Annotated in this window: 20 protein-coding genes, 1 tRNA gene and 1 pseudogene; 5 read left to right on the top strand and 17 right to left on the bottom strand. The window is 63.8% G+C overall.

Translation table 11 applies throughout. From position 1 onward, the window contains the following. Window positions 1-70: 70 nt before the first annotated feature. The 3 genes from ACVW16_RS18985 to ACVW16_RS18975 all read left to right on the top strand — a co-directional run bounded on the left by ACVW16_RS18985 (window position 71) and on the right by ACVW16_RS18975 (window position 4385). The gene (locus ACVW16_RS18985) at window positions 71-3184 is read left to right on the top strand and encodes an EAL domain-containing protein (RefSeq protein WP_456736668.1); all 3114 of its coding nucleotides are present in this window, start codon (window positions 71-73) and stop codon (window positions 3182-3184) included. Between the two features lies 1 nt (window position 3185). After that, entirely contained in the window at window positions 3186-4241 is a 1056-nt protein-coding gene (locus tag ACVW16_RS18980; protein WP_456736669.1) for a sensor domain-containing diguanylate cyclase, read from the top strand. A 67-nt stretch (window positions 4242-4308) separates the two neighbouring features. Continuing rightward, window positions 4309-4385, top strand: a tRNA-Arg gene (locus ACVW16_RS18975). Between the two features lie 2 nt (window positions 4386-4387). Here the strand turns inward: ACVW16_RS18975 and ACVW16_RS18970 are convergent. From ACVW16_RS18970 to ACVW16_RS18960, 3 genes are all read right to left on the bottom strand, one after another. Further along, window positions 4388-5287: a sterol desaturase family protein gene (locus ACVW16_RS18970; protein ID WP_456700670.1), complete on the bottom strand. Its 900-nt coding sequence runs from the start codon at window positions 5285-5287 to the stop codon at window positions 4388-4390. A gap of 129 nt (window positions 5288-5416) precedes the next feature. Beyond that, a complete protein-coding gene (locus tag ACVW16_RS18965; RefSeq protein WP_456736670.1) occupies window positions 5417-6499 on the bottom strand; it encodes a helix-turn-helix domain-containing protein in 1083 nt (360 codons plus the stop codon). A gap of 116 nt (window positions 6500-6615) precedes the next feature. Then, the gene (locus tag ACVW16_RS18960) at window positions 6616-8181 is read right to left on the bottom strand and encodes an acid phosphatase (protein WP_456736671.1); all 1566 of its coding nucleotides are present in this window, start codon (window positions 8179-8181) and stop codon (window positions 6616-6618) included. A gap of 118 nt (window positions 8182-8299) precedes the next feature. Here ACVW16_RS18960 and ACVW16_RS18955 point away from each other — a divergent pair, with 118 nt between their 5' ends. Beyond that, window positions 8300-9526 carry a cytochrome-c peroxidase gene (locus tag ACVW16_RS18955; protein ID WP_456736672.1) on the top strand — a complete coding sequence of 409 codons (1227 nt, stop codon included), beginning with the start codon at window positions 8300-8302 and terminating at the stop codon, window positions 9524-9526. A gap of 20 nt (window positions 9527-9546) precedes the next feature. Here the strand turns inward: ACVW16_RS18955 and ACVW16_RS18950 are convergent, their stop codons facing one another. The 6 genes from ACVW16_RS18950 to ACVW16_RS18925 form a co-directional block, all read right to left on the bottom strand. Continuing rightward, window positions 9547-9753 carry a hypothetical protein gene (locus ACVW16_RS18950; protein WP_456736673.1) on the bottom strand — a complete coding sequence of 69 codons (207 nt, stop codon included), beginning with the start codon at window positions 9751-9753 and terminating at the stop codon, window positions 9547-9549. 174 nt (window positions 9754-9927) lie between these two features. Then, window positions 9928-10221: a hypothetical protein gene (locus tag ACVW16_RS18945; RefSeq protein ID WP_456700665.1), complete on the bottom strand. Its 294-nt coding sequence runs from the start codon at window positions 10219-10221 to the stop codon at window positions 9928-9930. A gap of 196 nt (window positions 10222-10417) precedes the next feature. Then, complete coding sequence (locus ACVW16_RS18940; protein ID WP_456700664.1) at window positions 10418-11107, bottom strand: DNA-3-methyladenine glycosylase I; 690 nt, start codon at window positions 11105-11107, stop codon at window positions 10418-10420. A gap of 59 nt (window positions 11108-11166) precedes the next feature. Further along, a complete protein-coding gene (locus ACVW16_RS18935; RefSeq protein ID WP_456736674.1) occupies window positions 11167-11907 on the bottom strand; it encodes a di-trans,poly-cis-decaprenylcistransferase in 741 nt (246 codons plus the stop codon). 32 nt (window positions 11908-11939) lie between these two features. Continuing rightward, window positions 11940-12314, bottom strand: coding sequence for a transcriptional regulator (locus ACVW16_RS18930; RefSeq protein ID WP_456700662.1), 375 nt, complete (start codon window positions 12312-12314; stop codon window positions 11940-11942). Then, window positions 12301-12918, bottom strand: coding sequence for a hypothetical protein (locus ACVW16_RS18925; protein WP_456700661.1), 618 nt, complete (start codon window positions 12916-12918; stop codon window positions 12301-12303). The genes ACVW16_RS18930 and ACVW16_RS18925 overlap by 14 nt, the downstream gene beginning before the upstream one ends. Window positions 12919-13117: 199 nt before the next feature. Between ACVW16_RS18925 and ACVW16_RS18920 the strand changes: the two genes are divergently transcribed. Next, the gene (locus tag ACVW16_RS18920; RefSeq protein ID WP_456736675.1) at window positions 13118-14374 is read left to right on the top strand and encodes a S1C family serine protease; all 1257 of its coding nucleotides are present in this window, start codon (window positions 13118-13120) and stop codon (window positions 14372-14374) included. 6 nt (window positions 14375-14380) lie between these two features. On the opposite strand, the gene ACVW16_RS18915 is transcribed toward ACVW16_RS18920, so the two are convergent. The 8 genes and pseudogenes from ACVW16_RS18915 to ACVW16_RS18880 form a co-directional block, all read right to left on the bottom strand. Then, a complete protein-coding gene (locus ACVW16_RS18915; RefSeq protein WP_456736676.1) occupies window positions 14381-15115 on the bottom strand; it encodes a DUF899 domain-containing protein in 735 nt (244 codons plus the stop codon). Window positions 15116-15135: 20 nt separating this feature from the next. Next, window positions 15136-15480: an SRPBCC family protein gene (locus tag ACVW16_RS18910; RefSeq protein WP_456700658.1), complete on the bottom strand. Its 345-nt coding sequence runs from the start codon at window positions 15478-15480 to the stop codon at window positions 15136-15138. Continuing rightward, window positions 15480-15983: an ArsR/SmtB family transcription factor gene (locus tag ACVW16_RS18905; RefSeq protein ID WP_456736677.1), complete on the bottom strand. Its 504-nt coding sequence runs from the start codon at window positions 15981-15983 to the stop codon at window positions 15480-15482. The genes ACVW16_RS18910 and ACVW16_RS18905 overlap by 1 nt, the downstream gene beginning before the upstream one ends. Before the next feature lie 53 nt (window positions 15984-16036). After that, window positions 16037-17011 carry a Bug family tripartite tricarboxylate transporter substrate binding protein gene (locus tag ACVW16_RS18900; protein ID WP_456736678.1) on the bottom strand — a complete coding sequence of 325 codons (975 nt, stop codon included), beginning with the start codon at window positions 17009-17011 and terminating at the stop codon, window positions 16037-16039. Window positions 17012-17248: 237 nt separating this feature from the next. Next, window positions 17249-18343 (bottom strand): HD-GYP domain-containing protein, encoded by a 1095-nt coding sequence (locus ACVW16_RS18895; protein ID WP_456738995.1) that lies wholly within the window; start codon window positions 18341-18343, stop codon window positions 17249-17251. Between the two features lie 249 nt (window positions 18344-18592). Then, window positions 18593-20878, bottom strand: a complete 2286-nt coding sequence (locus ACVW16_RS18890) for a molybdopterin cofactor-binding domain-containing protein (protein WP_456736680.1) — start codon at window positions 20876-20878, stop codon at window positions 18593-18595. After that, complete coding sequence (locus tag ACVW16_RS18885; RefSeq protein ID WP_092231998.1) at window positions 20875-21366, bottom strand: (2Fe-2S)-binding protein; 492 nt, start codon at window positions 21364-21366, stop codon at window positions 20875-20877. The genes ACVW16_RS18890 and ACVW16_RS18885 overlap by 4 nt, the downstream gene beginning before the upstream one ends. A gap of 302 nt (window positions 21367-21668) precedes the next feature. Continuing rightward, window positions 21669-21794, bottom strand: a pseudogene (locus ACVW16_RS18880) (IS5/IS1182 family transposase); the annotation flags it as partial. Between the last annotated feature and the right edge of the window lie 262 nt (window positions 21795-22056).

Below are 22056 nucleotides of genomic sequence, written 5' to 3'. Positions count from 1 at the left end.
CTTAGCTAACTGGTTTTCCTAAGCCTTACGCCATTTGTGCGGTGTATTTCTGTCCCTCAGGGGGGAGGAGATGCGCAACGTATTTTCCGAGACGGCAGCCCGACTGGCGCAAGCCGCGAAGGCTAGCTGGGACGCTGCCTTGCGGCGTGGCCCGGTGCTATGGCTGACTCTGTCAGGCATGCTTCTCGTCGCCGGGATCTTCGCGGCGACCGCGATGGCAGTCGGCGACTTCCGTGAACGCGCGCTCGTCAACAACGAGCGCGAGCTGGAAAACACGATCCTCCTGCTGACCCGTCACTTCGACCAGCAGTTCGAGGATTCGGAGTCCGTCGCCGCCGACCTGATCGCGCAGATGAACCTGGCGGGCATCACCTCGCCCGAGATGTTCCGCGAACGCATGACGAGCGACGACGCACATCGCATGCTCGCGAACAAGGTCAGTGCCGTGAACTATCTCGGCGACATCGCGATCTATGACATCAACGGCGACATCATCAACTGGTCGCGAAACGAGCCGCTGCCCAAGATCAACATCTCGTCGCGAGCCTACTTCCAAACCTTCAAATCCAATCCCCAGTCCGAGCCGGTGCTGCTGGAAACCGTGAAGAGCTTTCTCCTCGGCAAATGGACCACTGTGGTTGCGCGCCGCCTGACCAATCCGGCGGGCGAACTCGTCGGGGTCATGGTGCGGCGAATCGATCCGGGCAGCTATCAGAAATATTTCTCATCGCTGGCGCTCGGAGACGGCGCTGCCATCTCGCTGTACGACCGTGGCGGCATGATGCTGGCCCGCCATCCCTACGCCGAGGAGCTCGTCGGCAAGAGCTACGCCAGCGGACCGCTGCTGCAAAAGATCGTTGCAGAGGGTGGTCGGCAGACCCTGCGGATCGAGAAGAGTCCGACGGATGGTCAGGGGCGCCTCGGTGCAGGGGCGCGGCTCCAGCATTTCCCGATCATCATCATCGCAACCAATACGATGGAATCGGCGCTTGCGGATTGGCGCGAGCAAACGCGGTTCATGGTCACAACCGCGACGCTTTCAGCGGCCGTGATCGCGCTGATCCTGTTCCTGATCATCCGCCAGATCAACCGGCAGAACCGCGAGGCCCAGCAGAGGCTGGAGGCCGAACGCCTGCGGCTCGACACCGCGCTCAACAATATGTCGCAAGGGCTGATCCTGCACGACGCCGACGGATATATCGTCACCTGCAATCGCCGCTATGTGGAGATGTTCGGGCTTTCCCATGATGTCATCAAGCCCGGCTGTCACATCCAACAGGCGATGTACCATCGCCAGGAGCGCAACGCGTTCAGCGGCAACGTCGAAGAGTTTTGCGCCGACGTCCTGAGGGAAGTCGCCGAAGGCAAGGTCGCCGTAAAAACACATGAACTCCCGAACGGCCGCGCCTTCCAGGTCATCAACACCCCGCTCGCGCAGGGCGGATGGGTCGCCACGATCGAGGAGATCACCGAGCGGCGCAATCTGGAGCAGGAGCGCGACCGCAACTACACGTTCCTCCGCGAGATCGTCGATCATATCCCCTCGCAGATTACGGTGAAGGACGCCCGAACACGCCAATATTTGCTGATCAACCGCACGGCGGAAGAGCAGTTCGGCCAATCGCGCGAAACCGTGGTCGGCAAAACTCCCTTCGACATCTATCCGGGTGACATCGCAAGGGAAGTCACTGAAGACGACAGCAGGGCGTTGCAGATGACCGAGGGCTTGTTCAGGGACGAACATGCCTGGACGAGCCTGACCATGGGACCGCGCTACATCACCTCGACCCGGATCGGTATCCGCGACACGTCCGGCGAGCCGCGCTACCTCATCAACGTCGTCGAGGATGTCACCGAGCGCCGGCGCGCCCATGACAAGATCGCGCATTTGGCGCATTACGACGCGCTGACCGACCTGCCGAACCGCACGCTGTTCCGCGAGCAGATCGAGCGGGAGCTGGCAAAGGTCGCGGACGGCGAGCGGTTCGCACTGCTCTATATCGACGTCGACGAATTCAAGGGCATCAACGATTCGCTTGGCCACCATGTCGGCGACGAGCTCCTGAAGGCCATCGCCGGCCGCATCCGAGCTTGTCTCAAGTCCGGCGATCTGATCGCGCGGCTCGGCGGCGACGAGTTTGCGGTGATCCAGACGGGAATCGAAACGGCCGCTGACGCGCTGTCTTTCGTGACAATTATCCATGAGGCGATCCGCCGCCCCTATCCTTGCCTCGGCCACCAGCTCTCCACCGATGCCAGCATCGGCATCGCGCTGGCGCCGCAGGACGGCGCCGACCTTGACCAGCTCATCAAGAACGCCGATCTCGCGATGTACGGCGCCAAGGCCGGAGGGCGGCGCACCCACCGGTTCTTCGTGCCCGAGATGGATGCGAGCGCCAAGGCCCGCCTCACGCTGGAGCAGGATTTGCGCCAGGCGCTGGTCGAGGGCGGCTTCGAGATTCACTACCAGCCGCTGGTCAACCTGCACTCGGGCGCGGTCACCGGCTGCGAGGCGTTGCTGCGCTGGCGCCATCCCGAGCGCGGGATGATCTCGCCGGCCGAGTTCATTCCGATCGCGGAGGATACCGGCCTGATCAACGAACTCGGCGACTGGGTGCTGCGCACTGCCTGCAACGAGGCCGCGACCTGGCCGGCGCATGTGCGCGTCGCGGTCAACGTCTCGCCGGTGCAGCTCAAATGCGACACGCTGGCGCTGCGGATCGCGGGCGCACTCGCCGCCTCCGGCCTCGCGCCGCACCGGCTCGAGATCGAGATCACCGAGGCCGTTCTGATCCGCGACGACGAGGCAGCGCTCTCGATCCTGCATCAGCTCCGCTCGATCGGCGTGCGCATCGCGCTTGACGATTTCGGCACCGGCTATTCCTCGCTGAGCTATCTGAAGCGCTTCCCGTTCGACAAGATCAAGATCGACCGCTGCTTCGTCGCCGACATTGCCGATCCCGGCGGATCGCCCGTGATCGTGCAGGCGGTGGTGAACATCGCCTCCGCCAGCAACATGACGACGGTTGCCGAAGGCGTCGAGACCGAAGCCCAGCGCGAAATGCTGCGCGGGCTCGGCTGCACGGAGATGCAGGGCTATCTCTTCAGCAGACCCAGGCCTGCGATCGAGGTGCGCGGGTTGTTCGGCCCTGATGATTGCATGCTTGTCGCGGCGGTGGCCTGAGATGACAAAATCTTCCAAAATCGTCGGCGTCGCCGATTCCTACGCCGTGCGCCTGATGCAGCATCTGGTGGTGCCGACCTTCGTGATCGACCCCAAGCGTCGCGTCGTGATCTGGAACAGGGCTTGCGAGCGGCTGACGGGCGTTGCCGCTTCCGAGGTGATCGGCACCACCAAGCACTGGCAGGCCTTCTACGAGACCAAGCGCCCTTGCCTTGCCGACCTCGTGGCGCAAGACCGCCCCGAACAACTGCCGGAGTTCTATTCGGAATACACCGCACGCGGCCACAACGGGCTCGGCTTTTCCGCGGAGAACTGGTGTGTGATGCCGAAGCTCGGCAGCCAGCTCTATCTCGCGATCGACGCGGGTCCCATCCATGACGAGGCCGGCAATCTCATCGCCGTGGTGGAGACGCTGCGCGACCTCACCGACCAGAAGCGCGCCGAGATGGCGTTGAAGGAGCTCGCGACCAAGGACGGGCTCACTGGGCTATCGAACCGCCGCTCGTTCGACCAGATGCTGTTGACCGCATGGGCGCGCGCGCAGCGAACGCAGAGGCCGCTGGCGCTGCTGTTCGTCGACGTCGACCATTTCAAGCTGTTCAACGACGAGCACGGCCACCAGAGCGGCGACGAATGCCTGCGCGAGGTCGCGCGCGTCGTCAGCCGCCATGCCGTGCGCCCGCTCGATCTCGCCAGCCGCTATGGTGGTGAGGAATTTGCGCTGATCCTGCCCGAGACGGGCTGCGACGATGCCTGCGTCATCGCCGAGGAGATCCGCCGGGCGGTCATGGCCTTGCGGATCAGCCATGGCGCCCACGGGGCCGGCGAGCATGTCACCCTGAGTGTCGGCGTCGCCAGTCACGTCCCCGGCGAGGTCGACGGCGCCCCTGACCAGCTGCTCGGTGCGGCCGACCAGGCGCTCTATGCGGCCAAGCGGCTCGGCCGCAACCGAGTCGTCTGCTCCGAGCGGGTGCTGGCCGAATTTGCCGGCCTGGGGCGGGACAATATGCCTGACAGCAGTCAAGTTCCTGGCCTGGTCCCGCGCAAATCGGCCTGAACCGCAGCGATTGTCGCGGCAAGACCGGTTGCCCACCTCCCGCCATTAGGCTAAATGAGGCCTCGTTGCACCCGTAGCTCAGCTGGATAGAGCGTTGCCCTCCGAAGGCAAAGGTCACACGTTCGAATCGTGTCGGGTGCGCCATTTCATCCCACTGCAACCTCGATCTTTTGACCGGCATCGTGCACCGCCGGCGTGACGGACGCAGGCTCAGCACCATCCCCGGGCGGGCCGATCAGGCAGGCAAGCCGATCGCGCCACGTGGGTGAGCGCCAGAGATCGCGAGCCAGTGCCGCCCATTCGTGAAACGCGATGACGACTGGATTGTTGGAGCGCAGCGGCTTCACCAGGCCGTAGTGACACGGCAGGTCGTCGCGCTCGGCGACGAAGGTCCCGAACATCCGGTCGAACACGATGAAGATGCCGCCGTAATTGCGATCGAGATACTCGGCGTTGCAGGCGTGGTGCACGCGATGATGCGACGGCGTGTTGAGCACATATTCCAGCCAGCCGAGTTTCGGAATCCACTCCGCGTGCAGCCAGAACTGGTACAGCAGGTTGATGCCGGCGGCGATGAACACCGGGCCTGGCGCGAAGCCGAGCCAGATCATCGGCACGTAGAAGATCGCCGCACCGGTCAGTTTTCCGGTCCAGCCAAAGCGGTAGGCGGCCGCCAGGTTGAACTCGTTCGAGGAATGGTGGATCGCATGCGTCGCCCAGAACCAGCGAACACGGTGGCTGGCGCGGTGGAACCAGTAATAGGAGAAGTCCTGCGCGATCACGAGCACGATCACCGACAGCGCCCCGTCGAGCGGGACGGTGAACAGCCGGTGGCGCCAGGCCAGATCGACCAGCGGCTGAGCGATACTGAGCGGCAGCAGCGTGTAAACCAGATATTGCCGGCCAAGAGCGTCGGCCAGCGAGGCCCCATAGGCGCGCCAATTGTAGTCCCGCCGCATCACCAGCGCCAGGACGAGCCCCTCCAGCGTCGCGATCGCGATCACGGCGGGAAGGGAGAATTGCAACACTTGGATCAATAGCTTCATGGCAATCTCACATCGGCGGGCTGCCCGCCTGCAGGACAGTGGATTGCACGAGGACAGCGCGCCGGCGCGCCGAAACCTGAAAGACGACTGGCCGATTCCTGCAATAGGCCAGTCAAAATCGGGAAACGGCTAGGTTTCGGCACCGGTCGCGCCGGCAGCACGGGCCCGCCGATACTCGGACGGCGTCACGCCGGTATGCGCCTTGAAGGCGCGATTGAACGGTCCGATCGAGCCGAAGCCGGCATCGAGCGCAATGGTCAGGATCGGCACGGCGGCTTGCGCAGGATCGCCCAGCGCGGCTTCGGCCTCCGCCAAGCGATAGCCGTTGACGAAGGCGCTGAAGTTGCGATGGCCGAGCTGACGGTTGATCAGATGACGCAGCCGGTATTCCGGAATGTCGAGCTTTTGTGACAGTGTTGCGATGCTCAAATCCGGCTCACGAAAGACCTTGTCGCGGTCGAGCAGGCGGCGGAGCGCGGCGAGCTCGGCCGCATCGGGCTCGATGGCGACTGCCGCCGACGGCGGATCTCGCGGGATCGCGACCGGCTCGCTTGCCAGCGTCCTAGCCAGCACCGGCGCAGGAACCAGCGATGTCTCGGCCGAAGCCAGCGTACCCAGCACGGCGAACAGAAAAATCAGCGCCGTCAGGCCGGCCGCGTTGGCGAGGCTGACCGATGCCGCCGAAAGACCCCCGGGCCAAAGCCAATCCGAGCCGATAGTGAACAGCGAGTAGAGCGCGGTGACCATTGCGTACCAGACGCGGAGCCGTCGCCTGTTCTCCACGAGATCAGTCGCGCGCCCCGACAGCACGCTCCAGATTCCGAGCAGCAAAAGGGACACCGACAGACAGCTGCGCGCCACATCGACAGACATCGGATGTCTGGACATGTCGATCAGCGCGAACCCCATCAACGCGAGCCCGCCGAGCCAATGGTACCATCGCAGGCGAAAATCATCGACGAAGATGGCGCTCATCGCAATCCAGAACGCCGCCGGCATGCCGGCATTGACGAGATGAACCGACATGCGCAGCGGCAGAGCCAGCACACCGAAGCCCGGCGCCGAATCGACGATATAGGCCGCGATGGTCAAAGCCAGAAATGCGGAATAGCGGCTGATGGGATTACGCCGCGCATCGCGCGCGGCCACCACTACGCGGAAAAGCAGAATGACGACTGCTCCTCCTCGCAGCGCGGCTTCCAGGGTCGACATGCGTTTCAGCGGTCCTGATGAGAGCGTCTTGGAGGAGAAGAAGGCGGTCAGCCGGCATGGGCTTGGTGGTGATCCCCAGGGGTTCTGACACGAATCTCAGTCTTTGCGCGCGGCTCCTACTTTCCTTTGAGCGCGAGCGCGCTGGTCAGGTCTCCGAGCGGCTTCTGATCGTGAGCGGCAATCGCCGCATCGCGCACGGTGATGCCGTGCAGGGTCGGCAGCTCGAAGCGGCGCGTGATGAAGCGCAGGATCGAGGTCGTGTCCATCGCCGTGTGGTCGACATAGCCGTGGCGCGCATAGGGGGAGATGATGATGGCGGGGACGCGGGAGCCAGGGCCCCAGCGGTCGCCCTTCGGCGGCGCGACGTGATCCCACAGGCCGCCGTTCTCGTCATAGGTCACGACGACAAGCATATGCTGCCACTGCGGGCTCTTCTCGAGATGTGCGATCACGTCGGCGATATGCGTGTCGCCGGCCTGGATATCGGCATAGCCCGAATGCTCATTGAGGTCGCCCTGCGGCTTGTAGAAGCTGACCTGCGGCAGCTTGCCGTCGTCGATCGCCTTGATGAACTCGGTACCCCCAAGGCCACCGTCGAGCAGATGCTCGGCACGTGCCGCGGTGCCGGGCGCGAAGCTGGCGTAATAGTTCAGGGCCTGGTGGTGATACTGGAAGTTCGGGACCGGTGAATTGTTGCCATGCTCCAGCACGTCCTGCCAGGCGCCGCCGTACCAGGCCCAGCTGACGCGCTTGAGACTGAGCAAATCGCCGATCGTCGGCTCGGTCTGCGGCGGCAACGTCGTCGGCTTCATCGGATCCGCATAAGCCTTGTCGCCATCCTTCGCGGGTTCGTTGCCGCTCGGCTGAAAGGGCGGCTGCATGGTATTCACGGCATAGAAATCGGGGGTGAGATTGCCGTCGCTGACGTATTTTGGGATGCCATCCATGGCCGATTTCGGCGAGTTGGCGGCCTCCTTCAACGTCACGCCGTCAGCTTCCACAACGGAGATCGACGGCTTGGCCGGGCTCATGTCGGCCTTGGGAAAGGTGGGGACGCAGGCGCAGACCAGCCATTGGTGGTTCAGGAAAGAGCCGCCGAACGCTCCCATGAAGAAATTGTCGGCCAGCGTATATTTCTCGGCAACCTTCCACATCGCCTGCTTCGATCCGTCCCACAGGCTCATCACCAGCGCACCGGAGTCGGCGTGGGCGACGAACTTGTCGTTGCGCCCTCCATCGATCTGCATCTGATTCTGGTAGAAGCGGTGCCAGAGGTCGTGCGTGATGGTGCCGTAGCCGAGCTTGAAGCCCTTCGGATCGTCCAGATAGAAGGGGCGATTGGGCAGATGCTCGGTCTGCGCCTCGGTCACCGGCGGCGTCACACCCTTGGCGGTCAGGCCGCCCCAGACCGGCGGCAATTCGCGGAACGGCTTGCCGTCGCGATCGCGCTGCGTCGTCGTCCGGGCGGACGCGTTCGCAACACCGTTCGCGCCCGGGAAATTGCCATAGAGATTGTCGAAGCTGCGGTTCTCGGCAAAAATCACCACCACCGTATCGATCAGCGTCAGATCGTCGGGAGCATCCTTCCTGGCGGCGGGAGCGTTCCCCGCCGCGAGCGCCGGATCGAACGCACCGATGACCAAACTCGATGCACAAAGGACAATCGCCGATTTCGCCCGCATTCAAAGCCCCCCTGTCTCACCTGATTGATGCTCTCGTTCCATTCGTCATAGCGTGGACGCCCCTCGAAAGCACGGTTTAATCGTCATGACGATGCCTCGCCATAGGCACGGTTGCAACATGCGGATGACGCACTGGGTTTTGGTATCGGTGATTGTCCTCACCGCTTTCGCCCTCGGTCCCGGCAAGGCCCGTGCGGAGATGTCGCGCGCCGAGGCGCGCCGGCAGGCCGAGCGACTCGGCGCGCTCGGTCGGGCCCTGTTTTTCGATCCCTCGCTCTCGCCGTCGGGGAAGCTTGCATGCTCGTCCTGCCACGATCCCGCCCACGGCTTCGGACCGGCCAATTCACGCGCGGTGCAGATGGGCGGTGGCGACCTGCAGCAACCGGGGATGCGAGCCGTCCCCTCCCTGAAATACCTGCAAGCGGTGCCGCCTTTCACCGAACATTTCCACGATTCCGAGGACGAGGCCGACGAAAGCATCGACAACGGCCCGACCGGAGGCCTGACCTGGGATGGACGGGTCGACCGTGGCGCCGATCAGGCGGCAATTCCGCTGCTCTCGAGCTTTGAGATGGGCAATCGGGACGCGTTCGAGGTGGCGCGCCGGGTGCTCGCTGCCGGCCACGGCAAGGAGATCGCGGCCATCGCCGGATCCAAGGCAGCTGCCGATCCTGCCACCGTGTACAGGATCGCGCTCAAGGCGCTCGAAGTCTACCAGCAGGATTACCGGACCTTTTATCCCTATTCGAGCAAATATGACGCGGTGCTGGCCGGCGAGGCCGAGCTTGCGCCTGCGGAAGCGCGGGGGCTCGAGCTGTTCAACGCGCCGAACAAGGGCAATTGCGCCTCCTGCCATATCAGCAAACGGGGCAATGACGGCACCCCGCCCCAGTTCACCGATTACGGACTGATCGCGCTCGGCGTGCCGCGCAATCGCGACATTCCCGCCAACAAGGACCCGGCCTATTTCGACCTCGGCCTGTGCGGGCCGCTGCGCAACGATTTCCTGAAGCGCGAGGATTATTGCGGCCTGTTCCGGACGCCGACACTGCGAAATGTCGCGCTTCGCCAAAGCTTCTTTCACAACGGCTCCGTGCACTCCCTGCGCGACGCCGTGCGGTTCTATGTCGAACGCGAGACGCGGCCGGAGCTTTGGTATCCGCGCAAGGCGAACGGCAGCGTCGATAAATATGATGATCTGCCCGAACGGCCCAAGGCCAATGTCAACATGGATGCGCCGTTTGACCGCAGGGCCGGTGATGCACCCGCCTTGACTGCGGTCGAGATCGACGACGTCGTCGCCTTTCTCGGCACGCTGTCCGACGGATATCAACCGGCGAAGTGAAGGGCTCAGGGCCTGCGGCCTCAAGCCGATTTGTCGGGCAACCCGAGCAGGCTTGCGACCACCTCGGCACCCTTGCCCGAAGCGGAGATGTCTCCCTTGTCCCCGACTTCCACGACGGCGCCATTGGAGAAGCTGAGCGACCAGCCATCATCGGCGCCGTTCCGGCGCCGGTCGGTCAGTTCGATCCCGGCTGCGGAAATCACGGCAGTAGCCTTGTCGACGTCCATGATCGTCACCTCCTGCAAGTCGCTTCGATCATTTTGGGTGATGCACCCACATCGAAGAGCCTAAACTGCTTAGGCCGTTCTGCACAGGGGCGGATCGGACATCAGCGGCTCACCGCACGTCTGATCGAGCCACCCTTCGTCGCCCGAAGGGTGGTCTTGCTTGGCGCGGCCCAGTCAGTGCCTGACGTGCTCGAACACGACGATCACGCCGGTCGGCTCCGGTTCGTGCGCCATCAAGCGGGTCAGATCGGCATCACTCCAGTCGGCGAGGCTGACGACTTCGCCGGTCTCGCGCTCCGCGCCGAGCGACGGGGTCGGCTCGAGAACTTTCAGGCCCATCTCGTCGACGAAGAAGGTGTGGTCGCCGAACATGCTGTTGAGCTGGGGAATGGCGGGATGCTCATCGGGCAGCACCTGGGCGCCGAGCTGGTTGACGGTCTGCTTCACCTGTTCGGATGTGAGCTTCATGAGCTGCTCCGTTCTGTCTGTTCATGGAACTGAGCGGGCGCCTGTACCGCCTGGCTCAAACTCCCGAACGGGTGCTGCGCACAAATGTTCCTGCGAAAGTCAATTCGTGATCGCGCGCTTCATCTGCCGCGCGGACGGCGCAGGATCGCCACACGATGCCCACGATCCGCCCGATCATGCGTGACTTCGCCGTGAACTAGTGCTCGATCCTGTTCTCGCCAACCGAGAGGGCGCAGATGCGTGACAGATAGGTGTAGGGCAGACCGGTCTCCTCGGCCCAGGCATTGAACTGCGCCTGCACCTTTGCGAGATCGCCCTTCGACTTGACCTCTTCGGCGATGTCGAGACCGGCATCGCGCAAGCAAGCGACGACATCCCGCGATGTCACAAAACCGTCCCAGCCGACGAAACGCAGCAGCATCTGGCCGGTGTTGCCGCCGAGTCGGGAGCCGCGCTTGCCGAGCAGATCGAGCAGGCCGATCTGGTTGGAGGGCGGCCATTTCGCCAGGAACTTGCCGAAGCTGCCGTGCTCTGTCGCGATCTCCTGCACGAAGGCTGCATTGTCGCGCACCGACATGATCTTGGCGCCATTGCGCACGATCCGCGCGTCGCGCAGCAGGGCTTCCCAATAATCCTCTGGCTGGAAGCTGAGCTTGCCCGGCTGGAAACGCAGGAACGCGTCTTCGAAACCGTCCCATTTCGCCTCGATCACGTTCCAGGCAAAGCCTGCGCAAAACACCCGCCGCGTCATCTCGGCGAGAATGCGGTCGTCGCCGAGTCTTGCCAGACCCTTCAGGCCGGGCTTGTCAGGCATCAGCTTCTCGAGCGCCTTGGGCCCGCCCTTGCGCTTCTCTGCGCGGGCACGAATGGTTTTGAAGGACGTCATGCGATCACTCACGAATGGTGGTGCTCCACGACATCAGAATTCAGCGATGCGGTCCAGCCTCACGCCCGCGAGAGCGACGGCACCTCCTTTGGCATGATGGCCTTGAGGCCGCCGAAGCGGCGCTCGCGGCCGTGGAAGGAGGCCAGCGCAGCGGCGAGATCACTTGCATCGAATTCCGGCCACATCCGGTCGGTGAAATGCAGCTCGGCATAGGCGCCTTCCCAGAGCAGGAAGTCCGACAGGCGCTTCTCGCCCGAGGTACGGATGATGAGATCGACGTCGCGCAAGCCTGCCTCGCCGGTGACGAGCTGTGAGAAGGCTTCGCGGGTCAGGCTGGTCAGCGCAGCCGCCTTCGCCGCCGCATTCAGGATGGCGTCGCGCGCGGAATAGTCGACGGCGATGCGCAGATTCAGCGTGGTGCCGTGGGCGGTGGCCCCCTCCGCGCGCGCGATGGCATTGGCGATACCATCCGGCAGCCGGTCGCGGCGGCCGATGACGTTGAGGCGGACACCGTTCTTCGCGAGGCTCTGCACCTCATTGGCGAGATAGAAGCGAAGCAGCGTCATCAGCGCGGCGACCTCGGCCTTGGGCCGGCGCCAATTGTCGGTCGAGAACGCATAGAGCGTCAGCGTGCCGATGCCCTGCTTGGGCGCGGCCTCGACGATTCGCCGAATCGTCTCCACCCCGGCCTCGTGGCCGCGCACGCGCGACAGACCGCGCCGCGTCGCCCATCGCCCGTTGCCGTCCATGATGATGCCGACATGAAGTTTTTCGTTGTGGCACGTGATCTCACTTTGCATCGCAAAGTCTCCAGTCAAAAATGGGGGACAGGTCAGGTCGGGAGAATGCCGAGACGGCCGAGCGGCGAGGCTTCGCGGCCCGCAGCCTTGGCGGCGTCGCGGACCAGCCGCTCGAGCACCGCGAGATAGTCGAGGAAGCGGCGCCGGCCGGTCTTGGTCAGACGGCAGGTGGTGTGCGGGCGATTTCCTTCATAGCCCTTCGTGACCTCGACGAGGCCAGCCTCCTGGAGCACCGCGAGGTGCCGGCTGAGATTGCCGTCGGTAAGGCCGCAGAGCTGTTTCAGGTCGGCGAACGCAAGCCCCTTCGGGTGAGCCATCAACGAGGTCAGAAGCCCAAGCCTCGCCTTCTCGTGGATCACACGGTCGAGCCCCTCATAAGAGAACGGCGCACTGTCACTCTTCGACATCATTGTCTCCGGACGCGAAATACAGAATCGCCGCCATGACCGATTGGCCGATGACGAAGGGCAGGCCCATGGTCCAAGGCGACAGCATGTGGGTCCGGCTCGCAAGCGCCACGACCACGAAACCCGAGATGAAGTACCAGGCCCCGGCGAATGCCACGCTGCGCGGCAGCCAACGGACAGAGGCGAAGATGCCGAGCGACACCAGGATCTGCCATAGCCCCGGGAGCAGCCACAGCGTCTCCGCGGCGAACTTCCACATCACCACCGCAAGCAGGACACCCGCGACGCCCGCGGGCAGGAACTGCTCGACGGCCTGATGGATCATGGCGTCGGCGAGACCCGAATGATGGCGGCGCGAGCGCGCGCGCATCTCGATCCAGATGATCAGGCCGGACAACGCAGCCGCGATGAACCAGCCGAAGAAGAAGCCGAGCGGCTCGCCGGTGGGATCGCGGAGCAGCCAGAATTGCAGGATGGCGGTGACAAGCGCCACAGCTCCGGTCGCCGCCATCGTGGCCGGACCATAGCCGCGGAACGCCGTGCCGGCCGCAATCTGGCTGCGGATCGCCACGATGTCGGCCAGTGCCTTGTCGAGATCGCGCATTGGCAACGCCAAAACTCCGCTCCACCCACGCCCCGCGGACCGGCTTTTCCGATCACTTTGTAATGCAAAGTATACCGCTTCACAAAGTTAAAGGCAAGTCCGAAAGTCCCCGGCAGGTCCCGGGCGCCTTCAACAACTGTTGGTTGCACAACACGCGAGCACGCAGGTAAGATGAGGTCAAAGCATTTCGGGGGAAGTTATGCGGTTGACATCGTTTGTTGCTGCGGCGCTGTTGCAGCTTGGTTTTGCGGGGTTGGCACACGCGGCGGGACCGTTCGGCTCAGTCAATGTCGGCAACTGGATCGGAGGCGCCTTCAGCAACGATCAGACCGGCGCCTTCTCTCATTGCGCCGCAACGACGCCGTATGCGAGCGGTGTCAGCCTGGTCGTGAGCCAAAATGCCGCCGGCACATGGTCGCTCGCCTTTGCGAGCCCCAATTATCACTTCAACAAGGGCGAGAGTGCCGCGATCGACGTGACCTTTGACGGGCAGGAGCAAGCCAGGCTGTACGCCACGGCCTACCAGCCCAACATGCTCACTGCCATTTTGCCGCCGAATGTCGTGCGTGCGTTCCAGAAAGCGAGCCTGATGGTGGCGACGGCCGGCAGCGCCGTTCTGAATTTTAACCTCACCTCGACCGGACCGGTGATCGCTGCATTGGCCAATTGCGTGACCAAGGTGAAGGCCGACGGCCTCGACAAGGCCGGCGACTTCACCAAGGGTGCCGCCAAGCCGGCCGTCACGGCGGACAAGCAGGCGTCACCGGCGGCGGGCAAGCCCGCCAAAGGCACCAAGAGCAGTTCCGGATTTGGCACCGGCTTCGTGGTCAGCGCGAGCGGCCACATCGTCACCAACAACCACGTGATCGAAGGTTGCAGCGAGCTCAAAGGAAATCTCACTGGCCAGGCAGCGATGTTATTGCGCGTGGTGTCTGCCGACGTGAACAACGATCTCGCTCTTTTGCAGGCGCCGTCGACGGCGACATTCAACGAGTATGCCCGGATCCGTGACCGCTCCTTCCGCTCCGGCGACTCTGTCGTTGCAATCGGCTTTCCCTATCACGGCTTGCTCACGTCCGACTTCACCGTGACGACCGGGATCGTGAGCTCGCTCAGCGGCATGCGCAACGACACGCGATTCCTGCAAATCAGCGCACCGGTGCAGCCCGGCAACAGCGGCGGCCCGCTGTTCGACACCAGCGGTCAGATCGTTGGCGTGGTCACCGGCAAGCTCCCCGGATTGCGCATTGCCGCGCTGACAGGCGACATCCCCGAGAACATCAACTTCGCGATCAAGACCGGCGCGCTGCGCGACTTCCTCGACAATTCGGTGGTGCCATACCAGACGGCCGAGCCGAAGGGCGAGCTCAAAACCACCGAGATCGCCGGCAACGCCCGCGCCTATACGATGCTGATCTCGTGCAAAGGCACGGAAGAGGCCGACGCGAAGAAGTAGCCGCCGTCACCCGTGGCAGCACGCGCTGTTTGCCTGCGACTCGTATTGGTCGCGCAGGCGGACCCAGTCCATCGGATAGGGCAGGCCTTCCTCGTGTCGGCCGAGCGGAGTGAGGTCGAGATATTGATAAGCCGCGTTCATCATGTCGAGGCCCCGGGCGAAGCAGGAATAGGTGTGAAAGATCTCGCCTGCCTCGTCGCGAAAGAACACGCTGATGCCGGGCAGCTCCGGGCCGTAGAACGGCGTGGTGCCGAAATTGTATTTCGGCACGCCCCGATCAATCTGCTCGCGCGTGAACGAGACTTCGTAATCGTAGTTGAAGTCGTTGCGGCCTGACGACACCCAATCGAAACTCCAGCCCATCCGTTTTTTGAACGCCTCGAGCTTCGAGACCGGGGCCAGCGAGATCGCGACCATGGTGGTGTCGCGCGCCGCCAGATGCGGCACCATGCGCTCGAAGCCATCGGCCCAGAACGAGCAGCTCTTGCAGGCAGCTTCCCAGTCCGGCGCGAACATCACATGCTGAACCACGAGCTGCGGGCGGCCCTTGAAGAGGTCAGCCAACGTCGCCTGGCCGTCCGGCGCGTCGAAGATGTAGCTCTTGTCAACCTTCACCCAGGGTAATGCGCGGCGCTCCTCGGCGAGGCGCTCGCGTGCCTGTGAAAACTCCTTCTCGCGCGCCAGATGGACCTTGCGAGCCGCGACCCATTGCTCGCGCGAGACGATCTGATGTTGCTGCATGATATCCTCCTCTGTCCGGATCAGCCGATGAAGGCGTCGAGCTTGTCGAAGAACGAGTCCCAGCCACGCCGATGGTTGTCGCGTGCAGTTTCGTCGAAGAACTGAGCGTGATGAAAAATCATCAGCGTGCCGGCACTGTCGGGCTTCAGCGTGATCGTCACCAACGATTCGCGCTCCGGTGTCGAATGCCAGGCCCAGGTGAAGACCAACCGCTCATTCGGTACGACCTCACGGTAGAGGCCGCCCGCCTCGAAATATTCGCCGTCGTCGCGCGTGAACGAGATGCGGTAGCGGCCGCCGGCGCGGACGTCGAGTTCGGCGTTCAGCGTCGCCGGCTTCATGCTCGGCGGCCCGAACCATTGCACTAGCTGCGCGGCTTGCGTCCAGGCGGCGAAGACCTTTTCCGGCCGCGCGCGGAGCCGGCGTGTGAGCGTGAGGCTTGGGCCTTCGTTTGCGCGTCCGGCGACGTTGGCGACGGCGTTGACCATGGTTTGTCCTCCACAAAGGCGGCAAGGCGGTCGAAACTCTCGGTCCAGAATTGGGCATAGCGATTGAGCCAGTCCATCGCCTGCTCCATCGGCTGCGCGGTGAGCCGGCAGGAAACCGTGCGCCCGGTCTTCTCCCGCACGATCAGGCCTGCATCCGTCAACACGTCGAGGTGCTTCATGATCGCCGGCAGCGAGATCGAGAAGGGCGCGGCCAGCTCGCTCACGGACAGACTATCCTTTTCGCCGAGGCGGGCCAGCAATGCGCGCCGCGTCGGATCCGACAATGCCGCAAAGGTGCGATCGAGCGTCTCGTCTTGATACTTAACCATAAGGTTTAGTATAGGCGCTGACCTCAGCCCGTCAAGCAGGAACTCGCGCAACAGGAAAGCCCCGCCTTGCGGCGGGGCTCAATTCCCGGTCGATCTAGGAAACGCTACTCGACCTTGAGGCCGGCGAACTCGACGACTTTCTTCCACTTGGCGGTCTCCGCCTCGATCTGCTGGCCGAACCCCTCCGGCGTCAAGACGAGCGGATCGCCGCCAAGCTCGACCAGGCGCTTGGTCATGTCGGGCTCCTTCAAGATCGTGTTGATCTCGTCGTTGAGCTTGGCGATCACGTCCTTGGGCATGTTCTTCGGCGCGCCCATGCCGAACAGCGCGCTTGCCTCATAATCCTTCACGGTCTCGCCGATCGCCGGCACGTCGGGAAGCTGTGGCGAGCGCTGCGCGGTGGTGACGCCGAGCGCGCGCAGCGAACCGGAGCGGATGTGCTGGATGATCGATGGCATGTTGTCGAAGATCACCTGCACCTGTCCGCCGAGCATGTCGGTGATCGCGGGCGCCGCGCCGCGATAGGGCACGTGCTGCATCTTGCAGCCGGTCATCGCCATGAACATTTCGCCGGACAGATGCACCGAGGTGCCGTTGCCGGAAGAGGCCATGTTCACTTTGCCGGGGTTGGCTTTCACGTAATCGATGAACTCGGCAACGGTCTTGGCAGGCACGTCCTTGTTGACGGTCATCACGTTCGGCACGCGCTGGAAGGCGGCGATCGGCGCGATGTCGCGAACGAAGTTGAATTTGAGATTGGTATAGAGCGTCGAGTTGATGTAGTTCGCCGGATTGACCAGCAGCACGGTGTAGCCGTCTGGCTCGGCATTCACGACGGATTCGGTGCCGATGTTGTTGCCGGCGCCCGGCTTGTTCTCGATCACGAATTGCTGGCCGAGCCGCTCCGACAGCCGCTGGCCGATCAGGCGGGCGAGAATGTCGGTTGCACCGCCGGGCGGATAGCCGACCACGAACTTCACCGGCCGGGACGGATAATCCGCCGCGAAGGCTTTCGACAGCGGGCTGGCTGCAAGCGGCGTGGCGGCGAGCAGGCCGAGCGCGGAACGGCGGGTGATCATCTCGAGGGTTCTCCCAAGTGTTGTTCTTGATAGCGGCGTCGGCGGCGTTGTAACAAAGCCCGCTATGCACCGGAAGTCCGCAAGCGCTGGCGAGCGGCAAAGCGCCGCGGATGTCGCTCCAGCTCGTCAACAGAAGATCGATGTCCGGCCGCGCGACGCCGGCGTCGGAGGATTAGCGTCGCTGGCGACGGCGGCGAAGGCGGAACTCAGGAAGCCGGTCGAGTGACGGCAGCCGGATCAGAACGATCCCAGCGCCACCGGCCGGAACGCCTGCAGCAGCTGTTGGTCCAGCTTGCCGCCCATGCCTTCCATCATCGTGAAAGCACGCGAGTGCGTGAACGGCATGCGGTAGGCGCGCTTCTCGACCAGAGCCGCATAGATGTCGACGATCGTCGTCAGGCGCACGATGTCGCTGATCTGGTTCGACGACAGCGCGTTGGGGTAGCCGGAGCCGTCGAGGAATTCATGGTGATGCAAGACGACGTCGAGCATCTCCGGCGGGAAGCCGCCTTGGGCTGCGAGCGCGTCATAGCCGCGGCGCGGATGCTGTCGAACCTCGGCCATCTCCTCGTCGGTGAGCTTGCCGGCCTTGTCGAGCAAATGAGAGGGAACGAAGGCCTTGCCGACATCGTGCAGCAGCGCGGCGCGGGTCAGCCGGCGCTGGTCGTCCTCGCGCATGCCGAGGTGCTGCGCGAAGGCGACCGCAAAGCCGGTGACGAACAGGCAGTGCCGGTAACTGCCGACATGATGGCAGCCGACGGTGGTGAGCCATTCGCGCAGCGAGGAGTGCTTGATCGCCTTCAGGATCTTGTTCTCGGCGGCGATGACGTCGTCGAACGTCAAGGGGATGCCGAGCGGCAGCTTCTCGAACATCTTCTTCAGCACCGTATGCGCCGCCTCGACGCCGCGGTTGAGCGTCTTGCCGCGATCGGTCGCGTCATAGGTCGCGGTATCGGGGAATGCAGCGCGGATGCGCTGGAGGATGTCTTCCGGCTGCAGCGGTCGCGAGATGGTGTCGGTGGCGCCCAGCGCCCAGGCCTGCATGGTGCCGTGGTGCAGGGCGTCCGCCAGCACGAACAGCCGCGGCATGGAACGATAGGCGTCGCCCCGCAGCTTGTTGCGCACCCGCTGCACGCTCTCGGGCGAGCGCAGGTTGATGTCGACCACGAGGCCGGAGAGCGCGCGTGACGGCTGCTCGGGGATCTCCTGCGTCGAGACCGTCGCGACGTCGCCGACCGCCTTCAAGATGCTGGCGAGCTCGCTGCTCTGGTCGCTGCGATCCGAAGCCAGCAGAAGCTGGCGTGTGGTGGCGGATTTGGCTGGCGCGTTCATGGCTTCCCCAAAAGCACGGGAGGGTATTTGGCATCAGCCTAAGCCGGATCAGGTTCTCCGGCCCTTAAGAGGCATGCTCAACGGAGGCTGCCGGAATTCCACGCAATTTTACGGATCGCCTCCCCACGAACGCGAAAACAACCCCATGCGCAGTAGAACGGCCCTTGAAAACACTGGCTTTTTCGCAACAAAAATCCGCCGGAGGTCGCCCTCCGGCGGATCGTTCTTGGTGCGGCAGGACGCCCCGCCTTACGCCTTCATCGCCCCCTTCACGGCCTCCGCCGTGATCGGCAGCGCGCGGACGCGGGCGCCGGAGGCATTGAAGATGGCGTTGCCGATGGCGGGCGCGACGACCGTCACCGCCGGCTCGCCGACGCCGGTGGCCTTCTCGCCATTGGCGATCACGGCGACCGCGACCTCCGGCATCTGGCTCATGCGCAAGGGCGTGTAGCTATCGAAATTGGTCTGCTCGATGCCGCCGTCCTTCAGCGTCGCCTTCTCGTACAAGGCCAGCGACAGGCCCCACAGCGCCGCACCCTCGACCTGGGCGCGGATGTTGTCGGGATGCACCTGCGTGCCGACATCGGTTGCGACCGTGAGCTTCTTCACGGTCACCTCGCCTGAGGGCGCGACAGCAACATGCGCGACGCAAGCGGTCCAGCTTGCGGTCGCACGTTCCTGTGACGACACGCAGGCAACGCCCATGCCCTCACCCTTCGGCAGCTTCTTGGTGCCGTAGCCTGCAAGGCCCATCGCGGCGAGCAGCGTGTTGCGCAACCGCTGCGCGCCGCCGTCGTTCTTGCCCGCGCCGTCGAGCAGCGAGATGCGATACTGCGCCGGATCCTTGCCGGCCGCGACCGCGATCTCGTCGATCATGCTCTCGACCGCCCAGAAGGTCCAACCCGGCGCCACCGAGCGGAGCTGGCCCGACGGAGTGGCGTTGTGCGCCATCTCGTTCTTGATCGCGCGCACATTGTGGTTCGGCACGGTGTAGAAGAAGTCCGAACCGTTCACGGTGAACGCGTCGAGCGGGCCCTTCTTGTCGACCGAAGGCGACAGGAAGTCGGGGATGCCCCAGCGCTGGGTCGGCCACGCCGAGACGACGTCGTGGCTGAGCGCGACGAGCTTGCCGTCGCCGTCAATGCCGGCCTTCACTTTCTGGTAGGTGAGCGGACGCGAGAAATCCATCGTCATGTCGTTCTCGCGCGTGTAGATCACCTTCACCGGCTTGCCGACGGCCTTGGCCGCCTGCACTGCCGGCACCATCATGTCGGCATCTAGCCTGCGGCCGAAACCGCCGCCGAGCCACATCTGGTGCATCACCACGAACTTCGGATCGATCCCGGCAGCACCCGCCGCAATCGCGCCGGAGCGCGTCGCGAACTGATTGCCGGAATAGATGTGCAGGATGTCGCCCTTGAACTCCGCAGTGGCGTTCATCGGCTCCATCGGCGCATGGATGTTGATGCTGGTGGTGTATTCCGCCTCAAGCACCTTCGCCGCCGTGCCGAGCGCGGCGCCGACATCGCCATCCTTGACGAAGAACTGGCCGGAATCGTCGAGGCCCTGAAGCCGCTTGGCCTCATCGAGCAGCGACTCGCTCGACAGCTTTGCATTCGGCCCGCCGTCATAGCTGACCTTCAGCGCTGCCGCGGCCTTCTTCGCGTTGGCATAGGTATTGGCGATCGCAACGACCCAGCCCGTCGTGGTCTGGGTCTTGTCGTCGAGGGTGACGGCCTTGATGAAGCCCGGCACCTTCTTCGCATTGCTGTCATCGACCGATTTCACCGTGGCGCCATAGCGCACCGGCGGCGTCACCACCGCGCCATAGACCATGCCCGGGATCATCACGTCGATGCCGTATTTGGCCGTGCCGTTGGTCTTGGAGGGGATGTCGAGCTGCGGCACCGACACACCGATCATGGTGTATTGATCCGGCGTCTTCAGCTTGATCGCCTTCAGCTCGTCGGGCGTGAAGGTTTTCGTTGCCTTGCCGCTCCTGACGACATCGGCGAACGACATCTGCTTCTTCGACTTGGCATGCGAGATCACGGAATCCCGCACCACGAGCTCGGAAGCCGGCACGCCCATCGCAGTGGCCGCGCCTTCCGTCAACGCCATGCGTCCGGCCGCACCCGCCCGGCTCATCGCGTCGAAGTTCATCATGGTCGACCAGCTGCCGCCGGTGATCTGCGCCCCGAGGACCGGATCGTTGAACTTCGGATCGTTGGAGGCGAGATTGACCCGCATGTCACTCCACTTCGCACCCAGCTCCTCGCAGACGATCTGCGCCATGGTGGAGGCGATGTGCTGGCCCATGTCGGCCTTGCCGCAGGTCACGGTGACCAGGCCATCGGGCGAGATCGCATACCAGACGCTCGGCTCGAAATTGGCCGGCGCCGCGGCGAGCGCTTCACCAATGCCGGGCACGCCGGCATAGCCGAGCACGAGGCCGGCGGCGGCGGTGCCGACCAGGAAGGAGCGGCGGCTGAGCTCCGTCGTCTCGGCTGTGATGGTCTTCACGTGCTCGTTCATGTGGGCCTCCGCTCGTTGCCGGCGGCGGATGCGGTGCGCATCTCGGTGGCGGCGCGCATGATTGCCTTCTGGATCCGCGAATAGGTCATGCAACGGCAGAGATTGCCGTCCATATGCGCCACGACCTCTTCCTTGGTCGGATTGGCGTTCTTCGCCAGCAGCGAAGCCGCCTGCATGATCTGCCCGGACTGGCAATAGCCGCATTGCGGCACCTGCTCGGCGATCCATGCCTTCTGCAGGGGATGGTCACCCTTGGCGGAGAGGCCTTCGATGGTGGTGATCTTCTTGCCGGCGACGTCGCCGACCATGGTCTGGCACGACCGTACGGCCTCGCCGTTGACGTGCACGGTGCAGGCACCGCACAGGCCGGCACCGCAGCCGAATTTCGTGCCGGTCATCTGCAATTGTTCGCGGATGGCCCAAAGGAGCGGCGTGTCGTTTGCCGCGTCCACGGACATACTCCGCCCGTTGATCGTGAGCGTTGGCATAGGCGTCTTCCCCTGCCGGTGCAATGAAGCCGCTTACGGCGGCGACTTGAATGGCGGACGCCCACCGGGCTGGCCTCCGCCTTGCGCGGAACAATGATCGGGTTCGTGCGCGGAGGCAAATGCAATTTGGAATCGATCGAAACAATGTCGGCACTCGCTTGTTGTGCGTTGCGACAACGGCGCTGACGTTAGCGACTGGACACAAACAGGCAGCGTGGCGAGACATGCATCCATCGCAACCGTGACGGTTTCCTCCAAGTAACCTTGCGACCAACCGGTTGAACAGGTGGCGCATAGACCGAACACGTCCGGTAGATCACGCTGGTCCCTGATCGCAATATCCAGAGGATACCATTGAGGACACGACGGTCGTTTACCAGAGGAGCGCCACGCGGCTTGTTCGGCAGCCTCGGCCTGATCGCGGTCAATCACGGCCCGCGAGTTCTTCGCACTGCTCGAATCTCCAGTTTTGGAATTTTGCGGAACGAACATCCGGCCAGGGCAAATCAAGAAAGCACTCAAACTTGATGCACCGGATTACGCCGGACAATACTTCGCGGCTGGCGCGCCCTTCATTTCCTGATAACTTTGGCCGCACAAGTGCATTTGCGAGATCTTGCTACTCTTGAACCGGAGCTGGCATGTGGATGCGCTACACACGGTCTTTGCCGGTTTCAGCCGCAGCCCTGC

It is taken from the genome of Bradyrhizobium sp. USDA 4474 (genome assembly GCF_054057515.1).
This window is presented reverse-complemented; position numbering and strand designations above follow the sequence as displayed.